Annotated in this window: 24 protein-coding genes; 18 read left to right on the top strand and 6 right to left on the bottom strand. The window is 35.4% G+C overall.

From position 1 onward, the window contains the following. Positions 1-159: 159 nt before the first annotated feature. From alsR to WAX78_RS05255, 3 genes are all read left to right on the top strand, one after another. A complete protein-coding gene (alsR, locus tag WAX78_RS05265; RefSeq protein WP_336481203.1) occupies positions 160-1,065 on the top strand; it encodes an acetoin biosynthesis transcriptional regulator AlsR in 906 nt (301 codons plus the stop codon). A 269-nt stretch (positions 1,066-1,334) separates the two neighbouring features. Further along, entirely contained in the window at positions 1,335-3,233 is a 1,899-nt protein-coding gene (locus tag WAX78_RS05260) for an ABC transporter permease (RefSeq protein ID WP_336481202.1), read from the top strand. Positions 3,234-3,401: 168 nt separating this feature from the next. Continuing rightward, complete coding sequence (locus tag WAX78_RS05255) at positions 3,402-3,977, top strand: FtsX-like permease family protein (protein WP_336481201.1); 576 nt, start codon at positions 3,402-3,404, stop codon at positions 3,975-3,977. Between the two features lie 71 nt (positions 3,978-4,048). Here the strand turns inward: WAX78_RS05255 and WAX78_RS05250 are convergent, their stop codons facing one another. Then, entirely contained in the window at positions 4,049-4,957 is a 909-nt protein-coding gene (locus WAX78_RS05250) for an EamA family transporter (protein ID WP_336481200.1), read from the bottom strand. Positions 4,958-5,501: 544 nt separating this feature from the next. Between WAX78_RS05250 and WAX78_RS05245 the strand changes: the two genes are divergently transcribed. Together WAX78_RS05245 and WAX78_RS05240 are read left to right on the top strand one after the other, a co-directional pair. Continuing rightward, positions 5,502-6,209, top strand: coding sequence for a cytochrome c biogenesis CcdA family protein (locus WAX78_RS05245; protein ID WP_336481199.1), 708 nt, complete (start codon positions 5,502-5,504; stop codon positions 6,207-6,209). Positions 6,210-6,298: 89 nt separating this feature from the next. Continuing rightward, a complete protein-coding gene (locus WAX78_RS05240) occupies positions 6,299-6,805 on the top strand; it encodes a CcdC family protein (RefSeq protein WP_336481198.1) in 507 nt (168 codons plus the stop codon). Positions 6,806-6,830: 25 nt separating this feature from the next. Here the strand turns inward: WAX78_RS05240 and WAX78_RS05235 are convergent, their stop codons facing one another. Next, positions 6,831-7,262, bottom strand: a complete 432-nt coding sequence (locus tag WAX78_RS05235) for a DUF2621 domain-containing protein (protein ID WP_336481374.1) — start codon at positions 7,260-7,262, stop codon at positions 6,831-6,833. A gap of 104 nt (positions 7,263-7,366) precedes the next feature. Next, entirely contained in the window at positions 7,367-7,666 is a 300-nt protein-coding gene (locus WAX78_RS05230; RefSeq protein WP_336481197.1) for a hypothetical protein, read from the bottom strand. 257 nt (positions 7,667-7,923) lie between these two features. Here WAX78_RS05230 and WAX78_RS05225 point away from each other — a divergent pair, with 257 nt between their 5' ends. After that, positions 7,924-8,616: an aspartate/glutamate racemase family protein gene (locus WAX78_RS05225; protein ID WP_336481196.1), complete on the top strand. Its 693-nt coding sequence runs from the start codon at positions 7,924-7,926 to the stop codon at positions 8,614-8,616. A gap of 314 nt (positions 8,617-8,930) precedes the next feature. Here the strand turns inward: WAX78_RS05225 and WAX78_RS05220 are convergent, their stop codons facing one another. Next, the gene (locus tag WAX78_RS05220; RefSeq protein ID WP_336481195.1) at positions 8,931-9,878 is read right to left on the bottom strand and encodes a class I SAM-dependent methyltransferase; all 948 of its coding nucleotides are present in this window, start codon (positions 9,876-9,878) and stop codon (positions 8,931-8,933) included. A gap of 215 nt (positions 9,879-10,093) precedes the next feature. Between WAX78_RS05220 and hutP the strand changes: the two genes are divergently transcribed. From hutP to WAX78_RS05185, 7 genes are all read left to right on the top strand, one after another. Continuing rightward, complete coding sequence (gene hutP, locus WAX78_RS05215) at positions 10,094-10,534, top strand: hut operon transcriptional regulator HutP (protein ID WP_336481194.1); 441 nt, start codon at positions 10,094-10,096, stop codon at positions 10,532-10,534. A gap of 107 nt (positions 10,535-10,641) precedes the next feature. Next, positions 10,642-12,159 carry a histidine ammonia-lyase gene (hutH, locus tag WAX78_RS05210; RefSeq protein ID WP_336481193.1) on the top strand — a complete coding sequence of 506 codons (1,518 nt, stop codon included), beginning with the start codon at positions 10,642-10,644 and terminating at the stop codon, positions 12,157-12,159. Between the two features lie 16 nt (positions 12,160-12,175). Beyond that, on the top strand, positions 12,176-13,834 hold the full coding sequence (gene hutU, locus WAX78_RS05205; RefSeq protein ID WP_336481192.1) for a urocanate hydratase: 1,659 nt from the start codon (positions 12,176-12,178) through the stop codon (positions 13,832-13,834). Positions 13,835-13,846: 12 nt separating this feature from the next. Beyond that, positions 13,847-15,118: an imidazolonepropionase gene (hutI, locus tag WAX78_RS05200; protein ID WP_336481191.1), complete on the top strand. Its 1,272-nt coding sequence runs from the start codon at positions 13,847-13,849 to the stop codon at positions 15,116-15,118. Beyond that, entirely contained in the window at positions 15,097-16,068 is a 972-nt protein-coding gene (gene hutG / locus WAX78_RS05195; RefSeq protein ID WP_336481190.1) for a formimidoylglutamase, read from the top strand. The genes hutI and hutG overlap by 22 nt, the downstream gene beginning before the upstream one ends. Positions 16,069-16,323: 255 nt before the next feature. Beyond that, positions 16,324-20,532, top strand: a complete 4,209-nt coding sequence (locus WAX78_RS05190; protein WP_336481189.1) for a S8 family serine peptidase — start codon at positions 16,324-16,326, stop codon at positions 20,530-20,532. Between the two features lie 271 nt (positions 20,533-20,803). Then, complete coding sequence (locus WAX78_RS05185; protein WP_336481188.1) at positions 20,804-21,370, top strand: undecaprenyl-diphosphatase; 567 nt, start codon at positions 20,804-20,806, stop codon at positions 21,368-21,370. Positions 21,371-21,636: 266 nt separating this feature from the next. On the opposite strand, the gene WAX78_RS25305 is transcribed toward WAX78_RS05185, so the two are convergent. Further along, positions 21,637-21,789: a DUF7695 domain-containing protein gene (locus WAX78_RS25305; RefSeq protein WP_461781922.1), complete on the bottom strand. Its 153-nt coding sequence runs from the start codon at positions 21,787-21,789 to the stop codon at positions 21,637-21,639. 129 nt (positions 21,790-21,918) lie between these two features. After that, positions 21,919-22,347 carry a hypothetical protein gene (locus WAX78_RS05180; RefSeq protein WP_336481187.1) on the bottom strand — a complete coding sequence of 143 codons (429 nt, stop codon included), beginning with the start codon at positions 22,345-22,347 and terminating at the stop codon, positions 21,919-21,921. Between the two features lie 348 nt (positions 22,348-22,695). On the opposite strand from WAX78_RS05180, the gene WAX78_RS05175 reads away from it, so the two are divergent. From WAX78_RS05175 to WAX78_RS05155, 5 genes are all read left to right on the top strand, one after another. Next, positions 22,696-23,121, top strand: a complete 426-nt coding sequence (locus WAX78_RS05175; protein WP_336481186.1) for a GNAT family N-acetyltransferase — start codon at positions 22,696-22,698, stop codon at positions 23,119-23,121. A gap of 326 nt (positions 23,122-23,447) precedes the next feature. After that, the gene (locus tag WAX78_RS05170) at positions 23,448-24,542 is read left to right on the top strand and encodes a response regulator aspartate phosphatase (protein WP_336481185.1); all 1,095 of its coding nucleotides are present in this window, start codon (positions 23,448-23,450) and stop codon (positions 24,540-24,542) included. Next, positions 24,542-24,670, top strand: a complete 129-nt coding sequence (locus tag WAX78_RS05165; RefSeq protein WP_336481184.1) for a Phr family secreted Rap phosphatase inhibitor — start codon at positions 24,542-24,544, stop codon at positions 24,668-24,670. The genes WAX78_RS05170 and WAX78_RS05165 overlap by 1 nt, the downstream gene beginning before the upstream one ends. Before the next feature lie 478 nt (positions 24,671-25,148). After that, a complete protein-coding gene (plsY, locus tag WAX78_RS05160; protein ID WP_336481183.1) occupies positions 25,149-25,781 on the top strand; it encodes a glycerol-3-phosphate 1-O-acyltransferase PlsY in 633 nt (210 codons plus the stop codon). A gap of 313 nt (positions 25,782-26,094) precedes the next feature. Then, positions 26,095-26,541 (top strand): NUDIX hydrolase, encoded by a 447-nt coding sequence (locus tag WAX78_RS05155; RefSeq protein WP_336481182.1) that lies wholly within the window; start codon positions 26,095-26,097, stop codon positions 26,539-26,541. The last annotated feature ends 260 nt before the right edge of the window (positions 26,542-26,801 follow it).

The following is a 26,801-nucleotide window of genomic DNA, read 5'->3' as shown; positions in this document are numbered from 1 at the left end:
AACGTATATTAGGACTCCCTTGTATACGTTTTTTTTATCTCGTAAAAGCCCGATTGGTGAGAGCTTTCCATCAGTGAGGGCTTTTTAAAAATATTTGTCTAATATATAATTCTTATGGTATTAATTTATTATATATATTAGTAAAAAAGGGTGTTTTATATGGAATTACGGCATTTACAATACTTTATTGTTGTAGCAGAAGAGCTTCATTTTGGAAGAGCAGCAGCTCGCTTACAGATGACGCAGCCACCGCTTAGTCAACAAATTCAACAATTAGAACAAGAAATGGGAGTTACACTATTTTCAAGAACGAAACGAAGAGTAGAGTTAACAGAAGCAGGAGAGCTGTTTTTAAAAGAAGTGAAAAAAGCATTTATACAAATTGATAAGGCAGTCGAAGTTGCCCAGCGAGCACAAAGAGGAGAAATCGGATCACTGTCTATTGGCTTTGTTGGTTCAGCAATGTATGATATTTTGCCGCCGATTGTTCGAGAATATCGAAAGAAATTTCCGAATGTATCTGTTGTACTTCATGAATTATCGACACCAGAACAAGTAGATGCACTTCACGATAATCGAATTGATGTCGGATTGTTGCGGCCACCTATTACAAGTCAGTTATTACAATTGGAAACAGTTCATCATCTTTCTTGTACACTTTGTTTACCGAAGGCGCATCCGCTTGCGAATAAACAAGAAATATATATTGAAGATTTGCAAAAGGAGCCTTTTGTTTTCATTTCACGAAATGTTTGGCCAACATTATATGATAATATTCTCTCTTTATGCCGTGATGCAGGGTTTAGTCCGCAAATTGTACAAGAGGCGACAGAATATCAAACCGTTGTAGGACTTGTTGCTGCTGGAATTGGGATAACGGTAATACCAGTGTCTGCAAATAAATTATACCAATCAGAGGTTGTATATAAAGAAATACGTGATTCTAATTTTGTGGCGGAACTAGCGGTTGCGTATCGAAAAGCAAGTACAAGCCCAGAATTACAAGAGTTTTTGAAAATAGCGAAAGCAAGGAGAATGAATTTATCCCGCACTAACGAGCAGTAAGGCTAGGGAAGAACGGGAAGGAAAACTGCCCGTAAGAGCCCGATTGGTGAGAGCTTTCCCTCGGAGAAAAGGCACTCCGATGGAAGTTTCACTTTATAAAATGACGAGAAAAATGACAAAACTGTAAGAATGTACTGAGGTATGTAAGGAAGTTCGATGTTTTCCTCATTCTTTTTTTATTATAGTGAAAGAGAAGAAAGAATAAGGAGATGTCATGCTCATGATGATACATATGTTTATAAAAATAAAAAACGTGGGAGGGAAGGTAGATGACGTTTTCTCAACTCGCGTTTAAAAATGTTAGTCGAAATATACGTGCATATGCCGCGTATTTTTTAAGTAGTGCATTTTCAGTTATGATTTTCTTTTTATATGCTTTATTTATTTATCATCCTGATATTTATGGAAGTAAGGAATTTCCAGGAGCTGTTCGGCAAGGAATGCTTGTTGCAGAATACATTATTTATTTCTTTTCTTTTTTCTTTATTTTTTACTCTGTTAGTTCATTTTTAAAGGTTAGGAATAAAGAGTTTGGTATTTTTGTTATTCATGGTATTACAAAGCGGCAATTGATTCAGATGATTTTCTTTGAAAATATGATTGTCGGTATAAGTGCTCTTATAAGCGGTATTGCTTTCGGTTGTTTATTTGGAAAGTTATTTTTTATGCTAGCAAGTACAGTAATGAACTTAAAGAGTTTGCCGTTTTATATGCCATGGCAAGCTATGAAATTAACAGCGATTGTGTTTTTGACATTGTTTTTCATTGTTGCTTTTATGACAAGTTTATTTGTGCAAAGTAAAAAAGTGATCGCGTTATTAAAAGGGAATAAGAAACCCAAGCCTGAACCGAAAGCTTCTATTCTATTATCTATAGTAGCAGCAAGTTTGATCGCAATTGGATATATTTTATCTATGGCAGCAACTCCTGGTACTATCATGTTTTTATTGTTACCTGTTTCAACTATTGTAATTATTGGTACTTACTTTTTATATTCACAACTTAGTGTATTTATCATAAGGTTTTTAAAACAATGGAAACATATATATTGGAAGAAAACAAATTTATTATCCTTTTCTATGCTAGCCTACCGCATGAAAGATAATGCACGTATGTTCTTTATGGTAACGATTGTATCGACTGTTGCTTTTTGTGCCATTGGAACGTTTGCTGCTTTTTTAGAAGCGCAAAAGGATGAAACGATGAATAACATACCATTTGCTTTTAGTTTGATGACTTATAATGAACATCAAGCACAGAAAGAACAATACGAAAAAGAAATTGAAGCTACTTTTCAAAAGGAAAAAATTATCTATAAAAAGGTCAGTGCAAAGTTGAGTTTTCAAGCAATTTCTAATCAGACGCAACCAGCGGTTATTATGAGTCAGGCTGATTATAATACATTTGCAAAGCAGCTTGATTATGAAATGGTGGCATTAACAGGTAAAGAAATAGCCCGTGTCCCTTCTTTTGGACAAAGTAATTTTATTGATACTTCTAAAGAATCAGATGTAACGTTACAAGGAAGCGGAACACAACTTCATGTTTCTCATGTGTTGCAACATAATATTTTTTCAGGCGCTGTATTTCCAGGTCAAATCTTAGTTGTTTCTAATGAAATGAAACAATTGATTACAGAGGGACAGAAAACAGTAAGTTATACAGCGTATGAAGTGAAGAACTGGGAAGAAACGACGCAAGTAGCAGAGCAATTAGAGAAACAAATAAACCAAAAAGGGCAATATGAATTTTCATCACGCATTACAACTTATAATGAGATTAAACAAATGACAAGCATTATTTTATTTATCGGTTTGTTTGTCGGAGTGATATTTTATCTATCTGCTGTCAGTTTTTTATATTTTCGTTTATTTACTGATTTAGAAACGGATAAACAATATTATCAATCGCTTATGAAACTAGGTATGGGCGGAGATGAACTGAAAATAATTATGACCGTACAAATGGGAGTATTATTCTTTATTCCGATTCTCATAGCTGTTTTGCATACGAGTGTTGCTTTGATGACATTGCAAAAATTATTTTTATCAGAGATTCTTCGTTCTTCACTTATTGTTATGGGGGTATTTTTATTCGTTCACACATGTTACTTTTTACTATTAAGAAAACGATACTTTTTACAACTGAAAAAGCAAATTATGCGATAAAAACAGCGGTGTTACTTTGTAACATCGCTGTTTTTAATTTCAATACAATATGTATTTTTCAATCTAGGTCTAAAGACTTAGATATAATTCCTATTGGAGTTGGATGCGAAGGCACATATCATTTTATATACTAATTTGTGGTATAGGAAGTTGTACGGAGGAGTTGTTATGTCGTTATTTCAATTAGCACGAAAAAATATACAAGAGCATGCAATAGAACATTTACAACATTTTGTTTTTATTTCTTGTAGTGTGATTGTATATTTTCTTTTAGTATCCATTCAATATAATGAAGCTGTTGTGGGGGCAATAAAGCATAAATGGTTACTAATGAATTTTTTATATTATGAATCCACAATAACCTTCAGTTTTTCATGTCTTTTCATACTGTATGTACACGCTCGTTTTATGAAAAAGCGTCAAAAAGAATTACAATCGTATCGATTAACTGGCATGAAACGAAAGCAAATAGGGCTTATATTATGCTATGAGCAAGTTATGATAGGGGGAGGAGCGCTTGTTTTTGGGCTTCTTCACGGTATGTTATTTTTAAAGTTATTTACTGTTATTATTCTGAAAGTAACGGGTTGTCAAGGGATAAGTAGTGCACCAATTACGATACATGCCTTTTTGTATACAGTTATTTTAATTCTTATTGTTATTTTATTGACGACAGGGCAATGTTATCGATGTGTGTATCAATTGAGTAGTGTAGATTCAAATGAAGTGAAAGGCAAAGTATGAATGCTTTGTGTATATGTAAAACATTAATATAAAATGAAAACCGGGCTTCTTAGAAAAGTCCGGTTTTCATTTTATGCTGCCACTTTTTTATGTGTATGCTGTCTTGTGTAACGTCCGCGCATTTTATATGCAATTTGTGGAATTATAATGCCAACAAGAATAAGAGCAACACCAAGCCATTGTGAGGCCATTACAGCTTCTTTTAAAAGAAGTACGGACATAATTGTTGTAACTGGTAGTTCAGCAGCGCCTAAAATCGTCGCTACACCAGAGCCAATTTTGGGAATTCCAATTGTAAATGTAATGGTGGGAATCACAATACTAAATGTCCCTAATGCTAATCCGTATTTCCATAATCCATTTGTAAGTGCACCATTGTATATAAACGTTGGTGGGAAAGCAATCATTACTAATGTTAATGCGCCTGCCATAAGCAACACGCCGCGAGGTAATGATGGGACTTCTACTGCCACTCTTCCGCTCACGAAAATATAAAAAGCAAATGCAATTGCTGATAATAATCCGAAGAAGATACCTTTCATATCAAAGCTTCCTGCTGATTGTTCGAGTAATCCGCTTGAAAGAAACGTTCCAGCTAGTAAGAAAAGTACAGAAATCATTTTCTCTCTAGAAGGGAATGTTTTTGTTGCAACTGCTTCAATGATAATCCCGATCCAAACGAATTGGAATAGTAAAACAATAGCGATAGAAGCTGGTACAGTTTGTAATGAACCGTAATAAAAAATACCTGTTAAGCTGGCTGATGTGCCTGCGATAAATAAAATAATCATTTGCTTTAATGGTACACGATGCCTAGAGATTAATAATGTAATCGCAAGTAAAATGAGCCATCCGAACAAATATTGACTTCCGATTACTTCTCCTAGTGTAAATCCTTCACTGTACGCAAATTTAACAAAGATTGCTAAAATACCGTAACTGCATGCTCCTAATAAAACGAGTAATGAATAACGAAGCACCCTATATTCCTCCAATCTATTTTATTAGTAACTATGTTCCAAAACGAACAAATATAGCTAGATGGAAGTATACAAAATTAAAAATGTAGGGTCAACTGAAAGAAAAGTGTGACATTTTATAGAATAATAATAAAAGTATGATATTTATGCATAATGATGAAAAAAGAGGGATATATTGCTTGAGAATATAAGAGGAATATGAATATAACTTTCATTACAAAAAAATATTTTATAATAATAAATGAAGTGAAATATATAAATCTAAATTAAAAAACGACAGAAAAACCTCTTTCTTTTTAGATGGGCAAGAGCATTTAATGCATAGCAGCGACTTATATGTTGAAAAATCAAAATGGATTTATCTCGCTATTCGCGGGCAGTAGGACCCCCGACTGATGGAAGTTTCACTTTATATAAACAAAGCAAATATCAATACTACGAATAGAATTTCATGATATTCATAGTGATAATAGTAAGTTCATGAATTTTTCATGGTATTCGCTGTGGATTTTGCTACAATAAATAAGAAGAGAGGAGGCGTAACATGCAAGACATTAATATCTTTTTAGCATTTGGAGCAGGTTTTTTATCATTTATTTCTCCATGTTGTTTACCGCTCTATCCAGCATTTTTATCGTACATAACAGGGATGTCTATTTCTGATTTAAAAGAGGAGAATGCCATGCTTCGTAAACGGAGTATGTTGCATACAGCATTTTTCTTAATTGGGTTTTCGATTATTTTTATTGCAATCGGTTTTGGAACAAGCTTTGTAGGGACATTTTTTGTAGATTATCAAAATCTAATTCGTCAATTAGGAGCTATTTTTATTGTTGCTTTTGGTCTTGTTATAATAGGAGTGTTTAAACCAACATTCTTAATGCAAGATAAAAAAATTACATTTAAAAGTAGACCGAGTGGTTACTTTGGTTCTACTTTAATTGGAATCGCATTTGCTGCGGGATGGACACCTTGTACAGGCCCGATTTTAGTATCAGTTATTGCACTTGCTGCAACAAACCCACAATCAGCGATGTTATATATGGTTGCTTACATACTTGGTTTTGCAATTCCATTCTTTATTTTGTCGTTCTTTATTACAAAAATGACTTGGATTAAAAAGCATAGTGCATCGTTCGTTAAAATTGGCGGTTATATTATGATTGCAATGGGTGTATTACTTTATTTTAATGGTCTTACAAAAATCACTATATTCTTTTCGAATTTATTTGGTGGATTTAAAGGATTTTAGTTTTTTTTATAGAAATGTTGGAAATACTAAAAGTAGAGCATATAATGAGACTATATTTTCGATATTTTCAAAATAAAGGGTGAGTACGAATGAATTTAGCTCTTTTATCAAGTATTATGGCGGTTTGTATGGCTGTCGGAGTCATGTTTATTCGTTTGAAAGCAGCAAAGAAACCAGCTACTTTGAAAAAAATTGTACTTCCACCAATCTTTATGAGTACGGGTGCAATTATGTATCTTCTCCCTGAATTTCGTCTAACAGGACAAGAAATATTAGAAGCAATTATTGTAGGGTTAATTTTTTCTGTTTTTCTTATTAAAACATCAAAATTTGAAATACGTGGGCAAGAGATTTATTTAAAACGTTCTAAAGCGTTTGTCTTTATTTTAATCGGTCTACTTGTGGTTCGCATTGCGTTTAAATCGTATTTAAGTCAGACGGTTGATGTAGGACAATTAAGTGGAATGTTTTTCTTACTTGCATTTGCTATGATTATATCTTGGCGCATTGCAATGTATCGTTCGTTTACGAAGTTGCAAAAAGAAATGAAAAAACAATCTGATTTTTATAATGAAAAAGATATAAAATTAACGTAAAAACCTCAAGAATTCTTGAGGTTTTTCATTTGGCTAGTAACGATTGATAACGTGAATAGTCAATTTGCTTTTCTTTTAATTTTTTTATTAAAAATTTATGATCCCGTTTTGGAGTTGCTAAAATATATCCTTTGATGATTAAATCTTCTGTTATTTGTGATGCTTGTTCTTCTAAAGCGAGTGCACCAATTTTACCAGCTATTTTAGAGCGAGCGACGTCGCGAAATAGTTCTGGAACAGGGCTGACAAGCTCTTCTAATAAAGCTTTTTGCTCAGCTTTCCATAAATGTCTCGTTTCATCGATATAATGCTCTTCCCAATCTAAAATAGACATACCATCTTCTTTCGGTAATCGCTTTAAGAATTTTCGGAACATAAAATATCCACCAATGGACATGAGTCCTAATAAAATAACTGTCCATATGACAATAAACCAACTGAACCATCCTTCAAGCAACATAATTCCCCCCTTTATGTTATTAGAAACCGATTCTTTTCTTTTTATTATAAGCAGTGAGATTCATAGAAAGCAAGAAAGCTTGGCCTATTGGCCAAGCTTTCTTATACAAAGTATAATTGTTCAATTCGGAATGTTTCTGTATCATCTTCGAAATATTCGATGATTAGCGTGCCAACTTTGCGATTTTTATCCTCGGTAGTGAAAATAGAATAAGAAGTAAAGCGTGCTGTTGATAAGCCGCTAATATGTGTAGGAAGGGCAATGTATTCGTTGTTTTGAAAGAAAGTCATAAGTTCAATGTCTTCAAACTGCTTGCGATTTTCAACTGCTTCTCCAGTATAACGCTTTTGTAATTGTTTCAATGTTTCGTTCCATGATCGTACCTTTGTGTCGTATACCATTGTTCAAGCTCCTTACTGTATGTAGTAAAAAGAACATATGTTCCTATATAGTATACTCCTTTTAAAAGAAAAGGAAAAGCAAAAAATAATGTAAGCTTGGTTTTTCAAGCTTACATAGCGGAAAAATACGTTCAATTTAATCTCTGTTTTTTATTATAAGACAGATAGAAAAAGGAAACAAGGAGAGAAGTATCTTGCTTATAATTTTGAAAATTCCATATAATTAATGGAGAAGATTTTTTGTAGGGAGGAAAATTATGAAAACGATTGGGCTTATTGGTGGAATGAGCTGGGAATCAACTGTAGAGTATTATCGGGTTATTAACGAAGAAATAAAAAATAAATTAGGAGGATTACATTCAGCAAAGTGCCTTTTATATAGCGTTGATTTTGAAGAAATTGAACGTTATCAATCAGAGGATAACTGGAAACAAGCAGGTGAAGTATTGGGGGAAGCTGCATTTTCATTAGAAAAAGGTGGGGCTGATTTTATTATTATATGCACAAATACGATGCACAAAGTTATAGAGGACATAAAAGAAAAAATCAATATTCCTATTTTACATATTGCCGATGCTACAGCTAATCAAGTAAAAAAACAAGGAATTAACAAGGTAGGTTTACTTGGGACAAAATATACAATGGAGCAAGAATTTTATAAATCTAGATTAGAGTCAAATGGTATAAAGGTGATAGTCCCAAATGAAAATGATCGGGAAATTGTAAATAAAGTGATTTATGAAGAATTATGCTTAGGAAAAGTGTGTCAAAAATCAAGAGATTACTACAAAGAAGTAATTAAACGTTTAGTTTGTAACGGAGCCGAAGGGATTATATTAGGCTGTACAGAAATTGGGTTATTAGTAAAACCAGAGGATTCTAGCGTTCCATTATTTGATACGGCTTTCATACATGCTGTTGAAGCTGTTAATAAATCTTTAGAAGATTGAGGGAATCCAAAGAGAACTACGGAAATGTCGTTCACAGGCTATTTTCTATTTAGTTGCTTCAAAAGAAGTACTACAAAAAAGAAAAGAATTTGATGATGTAAGACAACGAAGTACATTTGAAGAACAAATAAAATTAATAGAAATAGAGAAAAGTTGGTATGAACGATTTCCAGTTACGTATTTGAATGTGGATACAAAGTTAGTAGAGGAAATAGGGCACTATTTTATAAAATGGTTAGAAGTGCATGGAGGGGTATAAAAGAAAGCTGTCTTTTTCTAGAAGAGACAGCTTTGCTAGTATAGTACTATTTTAATTATTTTCTACAGCGATAAATCGCAACAGCCTTAGGATCGCGCCATATGCCGTTGTGGTGAGATAAAACCTGTTCTATTTCAACTTGTAACCATTTTTTCATCTCTGTATGTAAGCTAAAATCATCTGGTATGTTTAGCGATGGAAACATACTTGCTATATAATTTACTATAGGTATAGATTCATGGAAAAGAAGAGAGTTATGAATAACAGTCTCTTCAACAATAGGAAAAATTGAACTTAATAGTTCTTTACCGTTTTCTAAACAAAATGGACTAGCCGTAGGTGACTTTTCAGGTAACCCAAATGCGAGTAACATTCGATTACACATTTCTTCTATGCGTGGTAATGATACATAGGAATTTGTTGTAGCTAGAAAACCACCATCTGGACGGATAATATTTTTAAACCCCCGAATAGTCTTTTCGACATCGGTTACATGATACAACATGTGACGTGCAATAACCCAATCGTAAAAATTATAGGGAAAAGGGAGTTTCGTCGCATTTCCAATTACCCATTCAATAGTTCTTTTATTGCTACTGTTATTTTTTGCTTCTTGAATCATAGTGGGGGATTGATCTAACCCTGTAAGCTGACCTTGGTGACCAAGTTTTTGTAATGTTATAAGAAATTTTCCAGATGCACAGCCAATATCTAATATTTTTTCTTGTGCTGTTACTTGCAATTGAGAGATTACTATTTTATCTAAGTCTACTGGTTTTTCTTCATATTTTAGATGTGTATCGATTCGTACTTGCAGATGGTCATTCACTGTATATTGCCGTTTTACATCATTCATCTTTTGAGATTCCACTTGCGCACAAAAATTTCGAATGGCATGCGTTAACACTTCTGTTTTGTTAAGTCCCTCATATACCAAAGCTGAATCAAATCTTTCTAACAAGTCGTTACATATTCTAAAATGAATATCTTTACTTTTGACCATTTTTTTCCTCCTCTAAGCCGTTAGAGAGAATATAGCATGCGTCAAATTTCGCTGTAAATAAATTGTGTACACAATTGTAGGTTGTTTTTGTAAAAAATTGTGTGATAAATATTTTTTATTAAAATTCTTATAGTAAACCATTGACGATTTAAACGTTTTCATATATTCTTAACTTAAGAAATATTTAAACAATTCAAAAGAAAAGAGAGAGTCACATGCTTCTTCATGGAACACAGCGAATTGGTCGCATGGCGATGTTACTTGCACTTGCGGAGGAACACGAGAGTCCGATTTTATCTCTTCCGAAAGGTTGGAAATATTGTACGGGCAAAGTTGGTTCAATGAATTCGCAAAAAGTTGTTGCTGCAATGGAAACAGCTGCACGTAGTAACCATGTTATTCAAACAGACGTTTACAGAGAAACACACGCGCTTTACCATGCAATTATGGAAGCGTTGTACGGAGTAACGAGAGGACAGATTCAGTTAGCAGACGTTCTTCGTACAGTAGGGCTTCGATTTGCGATTGTGCGCGGCACACCATACGACGGTGAAAAAGAAGGCGAATGGGTTGCTGTTGCGCTATATGGTACGATAGGTGCGCCTGTGAAAGGATCTGAGCATGAGGCGATTGGATTAGGTATTAATCACATATAAAAAACTGCCCATAGTTAATTAGTTAAGAGGGGGCCTTACTTTTTAGGACATTAGTCTGTCTTAAAAAGATAAGGTCCCCTTTTGCTTTTTTTAAAAGGAGGAAAATTATGATTACGTTAACTGGACATTCATTAACATTACAAGAAATGAAACGAATACTGTTTGAAGGAGAGCAGGTAACTGCTTGTCCAAATAGCATGCAAAAAGTTACAGAATGTAGGCAAGCTGTAGAGCAAATTGTTGAAGAGGGTAAAGTTGTTTACGGCATTACAACAGGATTTGGAAAATTTAGTGATGTACTAATTCAAAAAGAAGATGTGAAAGCGCTTCAACATAATTTAATCCAATCTCATGCATGTGGTGTTGGGGAACCTTTCTCTGAAGAAGTATCACGCGCTATGCTTGTGTTACGTGCAAATACAATGTTGAAGGGTATCTCTGGTGTTAGACCACTTGTTGTAAATATGCTTCTTGAACTTGTGAATCGTCAAATTCATCCCGTTGTTCCACAGCAAGGTTCACTTGGAGCGAGCGGAGATTTAGCACCGCTTTCTCATCTTGCTCTTGCTTTATTAGGAGAAGGGGAAGTCTTCTATAAAGGTGAGCGTGTTCATACGATGATCGCTTTAACAAAAGAAGGATTAGAACCAATCACATTAGAAGCAAAAGAAGGTTTAGCGCTTATTAATGGAACACAAGCAATGACTGCACAAGGAATTGTAGCTTATATAGAAGCTGAAGCAATTGCTTATCAAGCAGAATTAATTGCTTCGATGACAATTGAAGGATTACAAGGCATTATTGATGCATTTGATGAAGATGTTCATCTTGCACGTGGATATAAAGAGCAAGTAGAAGTTGCAAGTCGTATTCGTAATGTGCTTCATGATAGCAAACTTGTTACGAAACAAGGGGAACTTCGTGTACAAGACGCGTACTCACTTCGCTGCATTCCGCAAGTGCACGGAGCATCTTGGCAAGTGTTGAATTATGTGAAAGAAAAGTTAGAAATTGAAATGAACGCTGCAACAGACAATCCGCTTATTTTTGACGGCGGTCAAAAAGTAATTTCTGGTGGTAACTTCCACGGACAGCCAATTGCGTTTGCAATGGATTTCCTAAAGGTAGGAATGGCAGAGCTTGCAAATATTTCTGAACGTCGTATTGAGAGACTTGTCAATCCGCAGTTAAACGATTTACCACCGTTTTTAAGTCCAGAACCAGGACTTCAATCTGGTGCGATGATTATGCAATATGCTGCAGCAGCACTTGTTTCAGAAAATAAAACGTTAGCTCATCCAGCGAGTGTAGATTCTATTCCATCATCAGCAAATCAAGAAGATCACGTAAGTATGGGAACAATTGCGTCGCGTCATGCACATCAAATTATTCAAAATGTACGCCGCGTACTAGCAATTGAAACAATTTGTGCGATGCAAGCAGCTGAGTACCGCGGTATTGAACAAATGAGCACACAAACGAAAGCGTTTTATCACCAAGTTCGCCAAATCGTACCATCTATTAAAAATGATCGTATTTTTTCAACAGATATTGAAAACACGGCTCATTGGTTAAGAACAACAAATTGGACGATGGACCGTATTAATGCAAATACAACACTATAATAAGGGAGAGATTACAATGGAAAATGTAAAACAAACAATTCGCGCGCCAAGAGGTACTGAGTTAAATGCAAAAGGTTGGGTACAAGAAGCAGCACTTCGCATGCTTATGAATAATCTTGATCCTGAAGTAGCAGAAAAGCCGGAAGAGCTTGTTGTATACGGTGGTATCGGCCGTGCTGCTCGTAACTGGGATAGCTATCATGCAATTGTAGAATCTCTTAAAAATTTAGAGAGTGATGAAACATTATTAGTTCAATCTGGGAAACCGGTTGCAATTTTCAAATCTCATGAAGATGCACCACGTGTTCTTCTAGCAAACTCAAACTTAGTACCAAAATGGGCAACATGGGAGCATTTCCGTGATCTTGAGAAAAAAGGCTTAATGATGTATGGCCAAATGACAGCTGGTAGCTGGATTTACATTGGTACACAAGGGATTTTACAAGGAACGTATGAAACATTTGGTGAAGCAGCACGTCAACATTTTGGCGGTTCATTAAAAGGGACATTAACAATTACTGCTGGTCTTGGCGGTATGGGTGGTGCACAGCCGCTTGCTGTTACGATGAACGGCGGTGTTGTGATTGCAATTGACGTTGATAAACGCAGCATCGATCGCCGTATTGAAAAGAGATACTGTGATATGTATACAGAATCCCTTGAAGAAGCATTAGCTGTTGCGAAGGAATATAAAGAAAAGAAAGAGCCTATTTCCATTGGATTATTAGGTAATGCAGCTGAAATTTTACCAGACCTTGTAAAACGCGGCATTACACCAGACTTAGTAACAGACCAAACATCTGCACATGATCCGTTAAATGGTTATGTTCCAGTTGGTTATTCATTAGAAGAAGCTGCTGTGCTTCGTCAAGAAGATCCAGAGCGCTACGTACAATTATCAAAAGAAAGCATGACAAAGCATGTGGAAGCAATTCTTGATATGCAAAAGAACGGTGCAATTGCGTTTGATTATGGTAACAACATTCGTCAGGTTGCATTTGATGAAGGCTTAAAAAATGCATTCGATTTCCCAGGATTCGTTCCAGCATTTATTCGTCCGCTATTCTGTGAAGGAAAAGGACCATTCCGCTGGGTAGCACTTTCTGGTGATCCAGAAGATATTTATAAAACAGATGAAGTCATTTTACGTGAATTTGCTGATAATGAGCATTTATGTAATTGGATTCGTATGGCTCGTGACCAAGTTGAATTCCAAGGACTTCCATCTCGTATTTGTTGGTTAGGATACGGAGAGCGTGCGAAATTTGGCCGTATTATTAATGAAATGGTAGCGAACGGTGAATTATCTGCACCAATCGTTATCGGTCGTGATCATTTAGACTGCGGATCTGTTGCTTCGCCAAACCGTGAAACAGAAGCAATGAAAGATGGCAGTGATGCTGTAGCTGACTGGCCAATTTTAAATGCGTTAATTAACAGTGTAAACGGCGCAAGCTGGGTATCTGTTCACCACGGCGGCGGTGTTGGTATGGGATATTCTCTTCATGCGGGAATGGTTATTGTTGCGGATGGAACGGAAGCAGCGGCAAAACGAATTGAGCGCGTCTTAACTTCTGACCCTGGAATGGGTGTTGTTCGTCACGTTGATGCTGGTTATGATCTTGCGGTGCAAACAGCAAAAGAAAAAGGCGTTAATATTCCGATGATGAAGTAAGGGGGAGAAACTATGCTAGACATTTTACTAACGAATATCGGTCAATTATTAACAATGGATCAAGAAGATGGATTACTAAGACAGGAAGCGATGAATACGCTTCCTGTCATTGAAAACGGTGCGGTAGGTATTGAAAATGGTGTTATCACATTCGTAGGAACAATGGAAGAAGCGAAGGGATTACATGCAAAAGAAGTTGTGGATTGCGAAGGGAAAATGGTTTCACCGGGTCTTGTCGATCCACATACACACCTTGTATTTGGCGGCTCTCGTGAAAATGAAATTGCTCTTAAATTACAAGGTGTACCATATTTAGAGATTTTAGAAAAAGGCGGCGGAATTCTTTCTACTGTAAATGCTACAAAACAAGCAACAAAAGAAGAACTTGTTGAAAAGGCAAAATTCCACCTAGACCGCATGTTGTCTTTTGGTGTAACAACAATGGAAGCGAAGAGCGGTTATGGATTAGATGATGTAACAGAGTGGAAACAATTAGAGGCGGCAGCACAAGTTCAGAAGGAGCATCCAATTGATGTTGTGTCAACGTTCTTAGGGGCTCATGCAGTGCCGAAAGAATATAAGGGGAAATCGAAAGAATTTTTACAGTGGATGTTTGACTTGTTACCAGAAATTAAGGAAAAGCAATTAGCAGAGTTTGTTGATATTTTCTGTGAAACAGGAGTATTCTCTGTTGAAGAATCAAAAGAATTTTTACTCAAGGCGAAAGAACTTGGTTTTGATGTGAAAATGCATGCAGACGAAATCGATCCGCTTGGCGGTGCGGAAGCGGCTGCTGAGATTGGTGCAGCATCAGCTGACCATTTAGTCGGAGCATCTGATAAAGGGATTGAGATGTTAGCAAATTCAAATACGGTTGCTGTGCTACTGCCAGGTACAACATTCTACTTGAATAAAGAAAGCTTTGCTAGAGGCCGTAAAATGATTGATGATGGTGTAGCAGTAGCTTTAGCGACTGATTTCAACCCTGGTAGCTCTCCGACAGAAAACATTCAACTCATCATGAGTATTGCGATGTTAAAGTTAAAAATGACACCAGAAGAAGTATGGAATGCTGTAACAGTAAACTCAGCGTATGCAATTAATCGCGGTGATGTAGCTGGAAAAATCCGTGTTGGGCGTAAGGCGGACATCGTATTATGGGATGCATACAATTATGCGTATGTACCGTACCATTACGGCGTTAGTCATGTAAATACAGTATGGAAGCAAGGGAATATTGCATATACAAGAGGTGACAAGGCGTGGAGCAAGGCCACTATTTAAAGAAGAATGCAAAGTTTATTGATCGTGAAGTAACGAAATGGAGCGATATGATTAAGGGCTGGGATGAAAGTGAAGAAATTTTCGGAGCAGCATTAATTGGTGCTCCGCTTTCAAAACCATCCATTAGTCATTCAGGAGCATGCTTTGCACCGAATACGATTCGAGCGATGTTAGATGCTTATAGTACGTATGCAATTACAGAAGAGCATGATATGAAAGATAGTGTTCTGTATGACTGCGGTGATATTACGATGCATGTCACGGATATAAAAGAAAGTCATGCTCGCATTGCGAAGACGTTAGAGAGTCTTACAAAGTTGAATCCACAGATGGTACCAGTTGTTCTTGGGGGAGACCATTCTATTAGCTTTCCAAGTATAAGTGGTTTTGCAAAAAGCAAAGGCAAAGTTGGGATTATTCAATTTGATGCCCATCATGATTTACGAAATTTAGAAGATGGCGGACCGTCAAACGGTACACCATTTCGTAGTTTACTAGAGAATGATGTGATTACAGGGAAGCAACTGGTGCAAATAGGGATTCGAAACTTTTCTAATGCCCGTACCTACCATGAATATGCAAAAGAACATGGAGTAACGGTATATACGATGCAACATGTTAGAGAGCGTCATATAAAGGACATTATTACAGAAAGTATTGAATTACTACGCCATCAAGGTGTTACATCTATTTATATTTCTGTTGATATGGACGTATTAGATCAAGCTTTTGCACCAGGGTGTCCAGCAATTGGGCCGGGTGGTATGGATAGTACTACGCTACTTGATGCAATGACAGTACTTGGGCAAGAACCTCTTGTGGCAGGTATGGATATTGTGGAAATCGATCCAACACTTGATTTTCGCGATATGACAAGCCGCGTGGCAGCGCAGGTCATTATGAGTTTTTTATTAGCGCGCCAAACGGCATTTGCTGCTTGCGAAAAGTGAAATTGCCCCATGGATGAGACATCATACTAATGTATAAATAAAACAGAAAAGCTAACAATCAGTTGGCTTTTCTGTTTTTTATTTGTGAAGGGTTATGTTTTATGTTGAAAAATGATATTTTTTTATTTAAATTGTCGAAATATATTTACAATTGTTAGAAAATAACGTATATTCTAAATAATTGGTTTTTCAGTTAGGGATATAAAATTTATATTGTGGAAACCATTTATTTCGTTTTGTGGGGGTAAAGACGTTATGGGACAAAAAAAGAAAAATAAAGCGGTTGTAGCTGTGCTTACTACAGTACCTTTGTTGTTTTCAACAACGGCATTCGCGGAAACAAATCAAACGGGACAAGCAGCACAAATAGCGAATGTAGCAAAAGAGATAAAACAACAGCTAGCTAATACTTCGTCACCTGATGTACAGTTTAACAAGAAAGAAGAAGTGCGAGTTATTGTGAAATTAAAAGAGAAGTCTGTTCTTGAATATGCACAAGAAAAAGGGATGGACTATGCAAAAACTTCTAAAAGTAAAAAAGAACAAATTCAAAATCAGGTACAAAGTCAGCAAAGCAGTGTAAAGAAAAAGATTAAAAAAGAGGGCATTCAAATGTCCTATAAGGAAAGTTTTGATACTGTATATAATGGTTTCAGCGGAAGTATAAAAGCGGAGGAGATTCAAAAAATACAAGCTCTTCCAGAAGTAGAAAGTGTACATATTGTAAATGAATATAAACGTCCAGAAGTGAAACCAGATATGATCACAAGTAATGAGATGGTACAATCACAGCAAACATGGGGAGATTATGGTTATAAAGGACAAGGTATGGTTGTAGCTGTAATTGACACAGGAATTGATTATACGCATAAAGATATGAAAATATCAGATCCTTCCAAAGAACGCTTGACGAAAGAAAAGGTAGCAAAAACAGTTGATCAAAACGATATGAAAGGAAAGTATTATACAGATAAAGTTCCTTACGGATATAATTATTTTGATAACAATGAAGAAGTGCGTGATATAGGGCCTGGCGCAAGCATGCATGGTCAACACGTAACAGGAACCGTTGCGGCAAATGGTGATGAAAAGGCGGGCGGTATTAAAGGTGTTGCACCAGAAGCACAGGTTTTAGCTTTAAAAGTATTTAGTAACGATCCAAACTATGAGTCTACATTTGGAGATATTTACATTAAAGCTATTGATGATGCGATTAAGTTAGGTGCAGATGTTGTGAATATGAGTTTAGGTTCATCTGCTGGATTTGTTAATGATAGTAATCCTGAATCAAAAGCTATTCAAAATGCGGTTGATAATGGAATTGTTATGTCCATTTCAGCTGGAAACTCTGCGTTTGCAGGTTCAGGAAAGGATACACCGTTTGCTTCTAATCCTGATTACGGCACAGTTGGTTCTCCAGGCATTGCCCATGATTCTCTGCAAGTAGCTTCTGTAGAAAATTCTCATATTCAATTAGATGCTATGCAAGTGAAAGTAGACGGAGACAAAACTATTAAACTAGGTTGGAAAGCGCAGTCAGGTCCTAATTTCTTAGACACATTGAAAGATAAAGAAGTAGAGCTTGTATATGTTGGTGATGGAGCTGAGAAAGATTACGAAGGAAAAGATGTAAAAGGAAAAATTGTTGTAGCGATTCGTGATGCTGCGAATCCAAATTATACGGAAATCCAAAAGAAAGCAGAAGAAAAAGGAGCTGCTGGTATTATCGTGCGCCCGCGTGTTGCTCACGGTGACTACGTGTCTATGGCACTAGATGCACCGAAAATTCCGCTTGCTTCTGTAAGTATTAAAGATGGAAATACATTAAAAGAATTGTTAACAGCAGGTAAAAAGGCATCAGTTACATTTGATGGATCTCGTCTAGAGATTGTAAATAAAGATGCTGGCACAATGTCTGACTTCACATCATGGGGGGTAACACCAAATTTAGATTTTAAACCAGAAATTACAGCACCAGGAGGAAAGATTTATTCTACACTAAATAACAACCAATACGGTTTAATGAACGGTACATCTATGGCAGCACCGCACGTAGCTGGGGGATCGGCACTTGTACTTGAGCGTGTAGAGAAGGAATTTAAATTATCAGGCGCGGAGAAAGTATTACGTACGAAAAATTTATTAATGAATACTTCAAAGCCAGTTTTGGAGAAAGGTGACTATAATACACAATTAGGTTTGGAGAATTATGTATCTCCGCGTCGTGAAGGTGCTGGACTTATGCAACTCCATGCAGCTGTGGCAACGCCAGCTATGGTATATAACAAAAAGACTGGTGAGGCAAAAGTTGCATTAAAAGAGATTAAAGGTAATACAGCAACATTCACGTTAGCTGTTCAAAACTTTAGTGATAAACCGTTAACGTATAAAGTGAGCGGGAATGTACAAACAGATTTAGTTGTAAAAGAAAAAGACGGCACCGATCATATGGCGCTTGAGTCACAAGAATTAAAAGGTGCGAAAGTAAATGCTCCAGCCGCAATTGAAGTAGAGGCTGGGAAAACGAAATCTTTTGATGTAACAATTGATTTATCGAAAGTGACAGTTCTTGATTCTTCATTATCGTCACAAGTATCACCAGAAACTGTATTCCCAAACGGATACTTTGTTGATGGATTCATTAAATTAGAAGCAGCCAACAAAGATGAGCAGCCAACGTTACACGTTCCATTTGTTGGGTTTAAGGGAGATTGGAGTAAAGCACCAATTTTTGATAACGGTGTATACGATGAGAAGTCATACTATGGACGCACAGGGTTAGTAAATGAAAAGGGCGAGTACTTAGGGAAAGATGAAATTACAAAGCAGTTTCATAAAGATAAAATTGCAATTTCTCCAAATGGAGATGAACTAAATGATCGTGTAACGCCAGCGTTTTCTTTACTACGCAACGCAGAGAAATTAGAAGTTGCTGTTGTAGATGAAAAAGGAAAAGTGCTTAGAAAAATTCGTACAGATGAGTTGTTAACAAAGAATTATGATGGCAGTCGCCCTGAAAGACAATTTTATATCTCAGATAATTATACATGGGATGGCAAGATAAACAACAAAGTAGCCCCAGATGGCACGTACTACATTCAGTTAAAAGGAACATTAAATGGAAAAGAACAAACGGTAAAATATCCAGTAATTGTTGATACGAAAGCACCGGTGGTAACATCGTTTATTGACAACGGAGATGTAATAATTGGAGCGCAAGACAGTGGGGCGGGTGTGAACTATTTACGCGTTGCTTACGTTGATAAAGATGGAAACATTGCGAAAGTATTCCCAGAAATGTTAGCTCCAGATACAACGAAGTTTACTTTGCCAGAAGATGTGCCAGCAGGATTGCATGTAGCAGTTATTGCGTTTGATTATGCAAATAATGTGACTGTATCATTTGTAAATGACAAAAAAGAAGCAAATCTGCCGGTGATTGATTTGAAATCTCCAGAAACATTGAAGGCGTGGAATACAAAGGACGTTGTCTTTGAAGGAAACGTATCTGATGAATCCGGTATTGTTGAATTTAAAATTGACGGAAAATCTGTTCAATTAAAACCAGACGAAAAAGGAAACTTATATTCATTTAAAACAACTTTACCATTTGAAGATGGTATACATGCTGCAGATGTGTCTGCAAGAGATGGTTCTGGAAATAAATTCTCTATTCAACGTCAATTTATCGTCGATACGAAAGCGCCAAAACTTTCTGTTACACGTGCGCCTAAGTATGTCGGTAAAAATGAAGAATCAGCGAAAATTAGTGTCGCAATCGAAGACAATTTTGATGAAGCGCGTTTATATGTAAATGGCAGCGAAGAGTACGCACATGCATTTGTTGAGCCGTATGAAATGAGGGCATTTAAGCATACTGTCGAAAATATTGAAGTACCACTAAAAGATAACGTAAATACATTTAAGATTGAACTTGTTGATGTTGGTGGTAATAAAACAGTAGAAGAAATTCAAATCGTAAAAGGAGCATCTGGTTGGGTTTATGACCAAAATGCATGGAATTACTACGATAATAACGGAGTAAAGAAAACAGGTTGGGTATCAACAGGAAACAAATGGTATTACCTAAATGACAGCGGAGTAATGCAAACAGGCTGGGTATCAGTAGGAGGCAAGTGGTACTACTTAAATAACAGCGGAGCGATGGAAACAGGCTGGGTATCAGTAGGAGGCAAGTGGTACTACTTAAATAACAGCGGAGCGATGGAAACAGGCTGGGTGTCAGTAGGAGGCAAGTGGTACTACTTAAATAGCAGGGGAACGATGGAAACAGGCTGGGTATCAGTAGGAGGTAAGTGGTACTACTTAAATAGCAGCGGAGCGATGGAAACAGGCTGGGTGTCAGTAGGAGGCAAGTGGTATTATCTTTACAAAGATGGTTCAATGGCAGTGAATACCGTTATTAATGGTTATAAACTTGGGTATGACGGTGCATTAATATAAGGAAGAAAGGAGAGGGTGACGCACCTTCTCCTTTTTATAAACGTTTGTATCAATAATATTGTATTCCTAACCTTTAAGTTTTTATCTATCTATGAATTATTGGCAGAGCTAATGCAAAGTTTCGTTTTAACGGAATTTTGACTGTTAGCTCTTTTTTCTCTTGGATAACATTTAATATAGTATGTTTCTGATGTGGGACATAATACATAGTTCCTTTTTAGATAGAGATACTAAGAATAATATTTGAAATGACATGGAAGGAGATACTCTTATGGACTATAAAATATTTAGAGCTATTAATCGGTTGGTTGGTCGTTATCCATCTGTCGATACTATTATGGTAATGATTTCTCAAAAAGCGCGCTATGTGTATACTCTTTTATTAATCCTAATGTGGTTTCGTAACAAGTTTTATAAAAAAATTACGATACAGGCAACATTCTCTGCAGGTATAACGTTACTTATTAATTTTTTTATAAAACAATTCTATTTTAGAGCTCGTCCTTTTTTGAATCATAATGCGCATATATTGCCTCCAATTCCATCAAGAATGAATTCTTCATTTCCGAGCAAACATACGATGCTCTCATTTGCTGTTGCAACCTCTATCCTTTTTTATAAACGTTTTCTTGGGTGCTTTATGTGGTTGTTAGCATTTTTAACAGGATTCTCACGTATTTGGAGCGGACAGCATTATCCATCTGATATTATAGGAAGTGCCGTAATCGGGAGTCTAACTAGTATTGTTATTAACGTTATTGTATGGTTGTGGAATTCTTTTGTTTTATGCATTGTGCAAAGCTACAATCGTGCTTGTGCTTTCGTAAAATTACGTTAATCATGAATGGAATATGAAATGCGTGTAGCATCTAAGGTAGATTCGAATTATATTGTTGGGAAATAAGTAGGATATGAGGCAAGGAGTCTTGTATATCAATGTTTCTGAGTTCGTCCTAATAGTTAAAATAACAAATTTATATTGAAATTTTGAAGTGAACTGTTCAGTGCTAAGAGGGTTGCATAGTAAGTATGTCAACTCCGTATTCTCCCGCTCCCTTTCGGGTTCGGTCCGGTACCGTTGACATACCCAAGCAGCTACCTCTTTTACTGGACATTTTCTTCCCATTCTGTAAGAGCGGCAAAATCATCAAGTTCTCCCGTTATCCTTGAATATTCTAACCCGCCATCGATGGCTATTGCCTGACACGAGCAATAGTTGAAATCGTGAGTAAACTTTGACTCTAGTACTAAGCAAATAAGTCTCGATTAGTACTCTATTAATTTTTGTAATATAGTATGTGGGTTTATTTTCATAAAGTAAAAAACACCAATTCGCAAATGAATTGGTATTTTTGTTCATCAAATTGAATTTAAATAATTATAAAACTAATCTTTTTCAACTGTATATCTAACTTGTTTAAAGGTTACTATGTCTCCATTTTCGGTATCATCTTTAGTTTGCAAAAGTTGAACTTTTGGTTTGTAGTCCGTCCTATGAGCATCTTTGATACCTTTAATGTTAAGTTTGTAGGATTCATCATTTTTTATTTTTTGTTCAAATACTTTTTTATTGGCAACAAAAATAAAGGTCACTTTATTTTCATCAATTCCCTCAGTCATAAATTCTAATTGATTATCTTTTGTTGTAATTGTTGGTGTTAATAATTCAATACTTCCGTTTCCAGTTTCTTGTTTAGTAGAAACTTCATAAGCACCTCTATCACTTGAATCTAAAGAATTTTCTATTATACCTGAACATCCGGATAATGTGATACCAGCAAATAGAATAAAACTTAATCCAATTATCTTTTTCATAAGATCACCCCAACCCAAAAAAACTTTTCGACTTCGTCAGTCGTCAGCAGGGGAATAAATTGTCATTCCCAACCCGTTAGCGTGGAACATAGATGAATAGCTGTCAACTTATTGAAATTATACCACGATATGTAAATGACGAGCAAGGTGTATATGGGGTGATCCCCCTATAAGCTCATCCTTTTTTAAAATTTTTTTACGTTTCCTAGCATAGATGTTCCTTCTACTTCAATGAGGGATTATGTTAACTTTTACATGAATATGATATATACTTAAATCTGAACATTCGGAAGAAAAAGAAGTGCAAAAATGCTAACTTGAAATTATAGAGAGATAGGGGGAGGATTTATGGAAAGACAATATACAATCTCAAATTTTGCACCAACATTAGAAGAATATAAATATTTATGTTCAGTTGTGGGTTGGGAAGATTATATGAACTTTGATGTTGCCGAAATATCATTAAAAAATTCTGTTTTTGCCGTTACAGTTAAGGATGAGAGTAAGGCCATAGGAATGGGAAGAATTGTTGGGGATGGAGCTATTTACTTTTACATTCAAGATGTGGTAGTTCATCCAGATTATCAAGGAATGGGTATTGGCAAAAAAATTATGAATGCGTTAGTAGAGTATCTAAAAGAAAACGCACCAAATAAAGCGTTTGTAGGATTATTTGCATCAGAGGGAAAAGAAAAATTTTATGAAAAATATGATTTTAAGGATTACTCACCTAGTATGACAGGAATGTTTACTGTAATAACGAAATGTGATTAAAAAATTATATCGTGGTCCCGCCCCATCGCTATCAAGTTAACAAAACAAAATTCCCCCTAAAATGAAAAAAACACCATCCTTTCTGTATAATTCTACAAAAAGAATAACGCTTTCTATGAATTATGGATATAAATTCCTCTTAGGTTGATAGTAATGGGGATACTTCAAAATATTAGTTTGATGGACATGGGGTGGTATCCCAAGAATTAATATACGCCTCTCTAAATATTGAATATTCAGACGATTTTTTATAAAATTAGATTACCATCTTATTACATTGTTTCTCTGGTAATATGAATATACAAAAGAAGAAGTGGGGGGATATTATGAATATCAAGCTTATTGGAAACGAGAAGCTTACAAACTTATTAAATACCTGGTATCAAGAAATTCGTGCTCAACATACCCAAAAAGCACAACAATTAAAAATAGAAATTGACGAAATGATGAGGGATCTTAAAGAAGATACAAATTTATTATTTTATTACTCTCTTCTTGATTTCCGCTTCAAAGTATTAGTTGATAGTATGAGTATTACTCCAGCAAGCTTTGAACGAATTGACTCATTATATAACCAAACAGATGACTTCCTATCCTATTATTATCATTTCTTTAAAGCTATTCACGCAACAATTCTAACAAATAATAATGAAGCTAGAGATTATTATGAAAAAGCTGAAGCTTTACTAAAACATGTACTAGATGAGCTTGAGAAGGCTGAATTTAATTATCGTATCGCTAATTTTTATCTTCATACTTATCAACCATTAGAAGCAATTAAACATGTAATGAAAGCTAGAGAAATCTTTTCTAAACAGGCTGGTTATGAAAATAATACAGCAGCTTGTGATAACATTTTTGGTGCAGCGTGTGTTGATATAAAACAGTTCCCACAAGCAGAAGAAAACTTTAATTCAGCAATAAATATCTTACGCAAACAAAATGAAGATATATTGGTTTTAAGAGTACGTAGTAATTTAGGATTTTTATATGCCAGTCAAAATTTATCTACATTGGCTATCCGCCATTTATCCGAAGTTACTCATAAGATTCCTAATCACTTTAAAGCTATTTTTCTCGAAGCAAGAGAACACTTTAAGCTAGGAGAATTAAACATTGCTGAAGAACTAATTGAAAGAGGAATAACTATTTGTAGACAAATAGAAAACCAAGAGTATCAATATCATTTTTCAATTTTAGAACGAATGAATAAAGGTGTAACAGCTGAAATTCTTGAGGAAACCATTCTTAAAGTGATTCCGTATTTTGATAAAGAAAAGTTATTCAACTATACCCAAGAATACACTGAAAAATTAGCAATTAAGTTTTATGAGGAAGATAATCATTATAAAGCAAGTGAATACTTTTATCTTAGTCACCAAGCTAAAGAAAAAACTTTTGAAAAAGGAGCATTAAAATAATGAAAAGACTTACAGGAATTATAATGGGGCTATCTCTTTTTGCAATTTTATCTTTCGGATTAACATTTCCTTCACAATCAGAACAAGCAACTCAAATTACTCAATATAGCCATGCTGATACTTGGTAAATTATAAATCCCCAAAAACAGCAACACTTAATGTTGCTGTTTTTATATGCGCTGAATTTTCGATTTTCAAAGACCTTTATACATAAAATTAAAATTACATGCCCCAAAATGCGCTTGAGGGTATCGTGTTTTTTGAATATAAATAGAAAATACAGTTTTATTAGGGGTCACTATATGACGTACCACCAACATTTTAACGAAAATATACGCTAAAGATATGCAGGATTTCATGCAGGCTGCGAGAACGGTTTGAACTGCCAAATGCTGTTGTGACAGGGCTGTATGAAATCCTGCATACAGTGGAGGGAACAGAAGGCTGGTAAACTCTTGGTATGAATGGATTTCTGGGATTTGATTACTGCTGATAATGAGACGTTATGTTAACCGATCATGTATAGGATATTCATAGTTTTCTACATGCTACATTCTGATAAAATGAAATAAAAGAAAATTAGAATAATTTAAAGGGAGAAGAGTGATGATTGATATTTTTAAAATTTTTTCGGCCTTAGCTTTGGGCTACTTTTTAGGCAGCCTTAATACAGCGGTGATTGTAGGGAAAATATACGGAAAGGACATAAGAAACCATGGAAGCAAAAGCGCCGGGCTTACCAATACCCTGAGGGTACTTGGTAAATCTGCTGCAGTATTTGTTCTTGCTGGAGATATATTAAAAGGAATAATTGCTTGTTTTATAGGATTGTTCCTTAGCGTTTACTTTTATTCAGGAGAGGCTAAAGATTGCGTAAGCCTTTTAGCGGCAGGCGCAGGAGTGATTATAGGGCATAACTGGCCGATATATTTTGGTTTTAAAGGGGGCAAAGGAGCACTTACGGGAGTAGCTGTGATGTTTATGATCAACTGGGTTATGGCCATTTTATGCATTTGTTTTTTTGTGATGATAGTAGTTTTTACCCGTTATGTTTCTTTAGGCACAATATGCGCTACAATGCTTTTTGCAGCCATCTCATTTGTTCCAGTTTTCGAGAATACCATATATTTTTATATATTTGCTTTCCTAATGACGTTTATAGTTATTTTCAAGCATAGAGAAAATATAAAAAGGTTACTTTCAGGAACAGAAAATAAACTTATTTTTTCGCGGCGTTGAGCATGTCGTCAAAATGGAAAAAATTTAAAGTTAGTTAACCGTTTAAAACAAGAGACCACATTACAACTTCCAATAATGAGAATTATGTGAACACGAAAGTCCCCCAGTTAAACAATCTGGAGGACTTTTAATAGGCTTCTAAATACATTGAATCCCGATAATGATACGTTATGTTAACCGAGCATGTATAGGGTATTCATCTTATGTTGTTCCATTAAAGAACCAGTTTAATTCAGTAAGAAGGAAAATTTATTAGATAAAGAGAAATACAAGTTCGTTGGCAATCGAGTAAGTTAAGGAGATCATATTTATAATGAATACTACGAAAACCACAGGGTGCTTTACTATTGTTGATAATAATGAAGGCAAAATATTGCTAGTTAAACGAAATGATTATCCTATCTGGGATTTGCCTGGGGGAAGATTAGAAGAGAATGAACAGTTAGATAAGTGTGCTATAAGAGAAACTAAAGAAGAAACTGGCTATATAATTGCTATTGAACGTAAAATAGGAGAATATCATCAACCTCAATACGATGATATGCAACATATATTTTCAGGAAAATTACTAGGGGGAGAACCAATAAATAATGGACCTGAAACTGCAAAAATTGGGTGGTTTAATCCTAGTAGATTACCTTTGTTAATGGTTCCAAATAGAAGAAAACAGATCAATAATTTTATGAAACACAAAAATTCACTAATAAAAGAGACATTAAAGACACCATTTATGATAAGGTTATTGAAAAAAATTATATGAGATGGTTATTGAATTAACTAGTGCTTTTCTTAAGTAAGGATCAGTTCTTAATTTCTTGTATCTATCAAAAAAGATAATTTTCGCTTCCGATTTCGAGCTTTATGTGAACACAAAAGTCCCCCAGTTAAACAATCTGGAGGACTTTTAATAGTCTTCTAAATACATTGAATCCCGATAATGATACGTTATGTCAACCGAGTATGTATAGAATATACATCAAAAAAATGTACGACTTATTCTAATTCCTTCATGATAGAATG

It is taken from the genome of Bacillus yunxiaonensis (assembly GCF_037104695.1).
GTDB classification, from domain to species: domain Bacteria; phylum Bacillota; class Bacilli; order Bacillales; family Bacillaceae_G; genus Bacillus_A; species Bacillus_A yunxiaonensis.
Note: the sequence above shows the minus strand (reverse complement) of the source record. Positions and strands in the feature narration are given on the sequence as shown.

Bases quoted from the DNA above. Each gene is read 5' to 3' on its own strand.
- WAX78_RS05225 (WP_336481196.1), top strand. From the start codon at position 7,924: ATGAAAACGATTGGGCTTATTGGTGGAATGAGCTGGGAATCAACTGTA.
- WAX78_RS05180 (WP_336481187.1), bottom strand. From the start codon at position 22,347: ATGAAAAAGATAATTGGATTAAGTTTTATTCTATTTGCTGGTATCACA.
- WAX78_RS05175 (WP_336481186.1), top strand. From the start codon at position 22,696: ATGGAAAGACAATATACAATCTCAAATTTTGCACCAACATTAGAAGAA.
- alsR (WP_336481203.1), top strand. From the start codon at position 160: ATGGAATTACGGCATTTACAATACTTTATTGTTGTAGCAGAAGAGCTT.
- WAX78_RS05220 (WP_336481195.1), bottom strand. From the start codon at position 9,878: ATGGTCAAAAGTAAAGATATTCATTTTAGAATATGTAACGACTTGTTA.
- WAX78_RS05170 (WP_336481185.1), top strand. From the start codon at position 23,448: ATGAATATCAAGCTTATTGGAAACGAGAAGCTTACAAACTTATTAAAT.
- WAX78_RS05255 (WP_336481201.1), top strand. From the start codon at position 3,402: ATGTCGTTATTTCAATTAGCACGAAAAAATATACAAGAGCATGCAATA.
- WAX78_RS05165 (WP_336481184.1), top strand. From the start codon at position 24,542: ATGAAAAGACTTACAGGAATTATAATGGGGCTATCTCTTTTTGCAATT.
- hutU (WP_336481192.1), top strand. From the start codon at position 12,176: ATGGAAAATGTAAAACAAACAATTCGCGCGCCAAGAGGTACTGAGTTA.
- WAX78_RS05260 (WP_336481202.1), top strand. From the start codon at position 1,335: ATGACGTTTTCTCAACTCGCGTTTAAAAATGTTAGTCGAAATATACGT.
- WAX78_RS05155 (WP_336481182.1), top strand. From the start codon at position 26,095: ATGAATACTACGAAAACCACAGGGTGCTTTACTATTGTTGATAATAAT.
- WAX78_RS05230 (WP_336481197.1), bottom strand. From the start codon at position 7,666: ATGGTATACGACACAAAGGTACGATCATGGAACGAAACATTGAAACAA.
- WAX78_RS05190 (WP_336481189.1), top strand. From the start codon at position 16,324: ATGGGACAAAAAAAGAAAAATAAAGCGGTTGTAGCTGTGCTTACTACA.
- WAX78_RS05245 (WP_336481199.1), top strand. From the start codon at position 5,502: ATGCAAGACATTAATATCTTTTTAGCATTTGGAGCAGGTTTTTTATCA.
- plsY (WP_336481183.1), top strand. From the start codon at position 25,149: ATGATTGATATTTTTAAAATTTTTTCGGCCTTAGCTTTGGGCTACTTT.
- hutP (WP_336481194.1), top strand. From the start codon at position 10,094: ATGCTTCTTCATGGAACACAGCGAATTGGTCGCATGGCGATGTTACTT.
- WAX78_RS05240 (WP_336481198.1), top strand. From the start codon at position 6,299: ATGAATTTAGCTCTTTTATCAAGTATTATGGCGGTTTGTATGGCTGTC.
- hutI (WP_336481191.1), top strand. From the start codon at position 13,847: ATGCTAGACATTTTACTAACGAATATCGGTCAATTATTAACAATGGAT.
- hutH (WP_336481193.1), top strand. From the start codon at position 10,642: ATGATTACGTTAACTGGACATTCATTAACATTACAAGAAATGAAACGA.
- WAX78_RS05185 (WP_336481188.1), top strand. From the start codon at position 20,804: ATGGACTATAAAATATTTAGAGCTATTAATCGGTTGGTTGGTCGTTAT.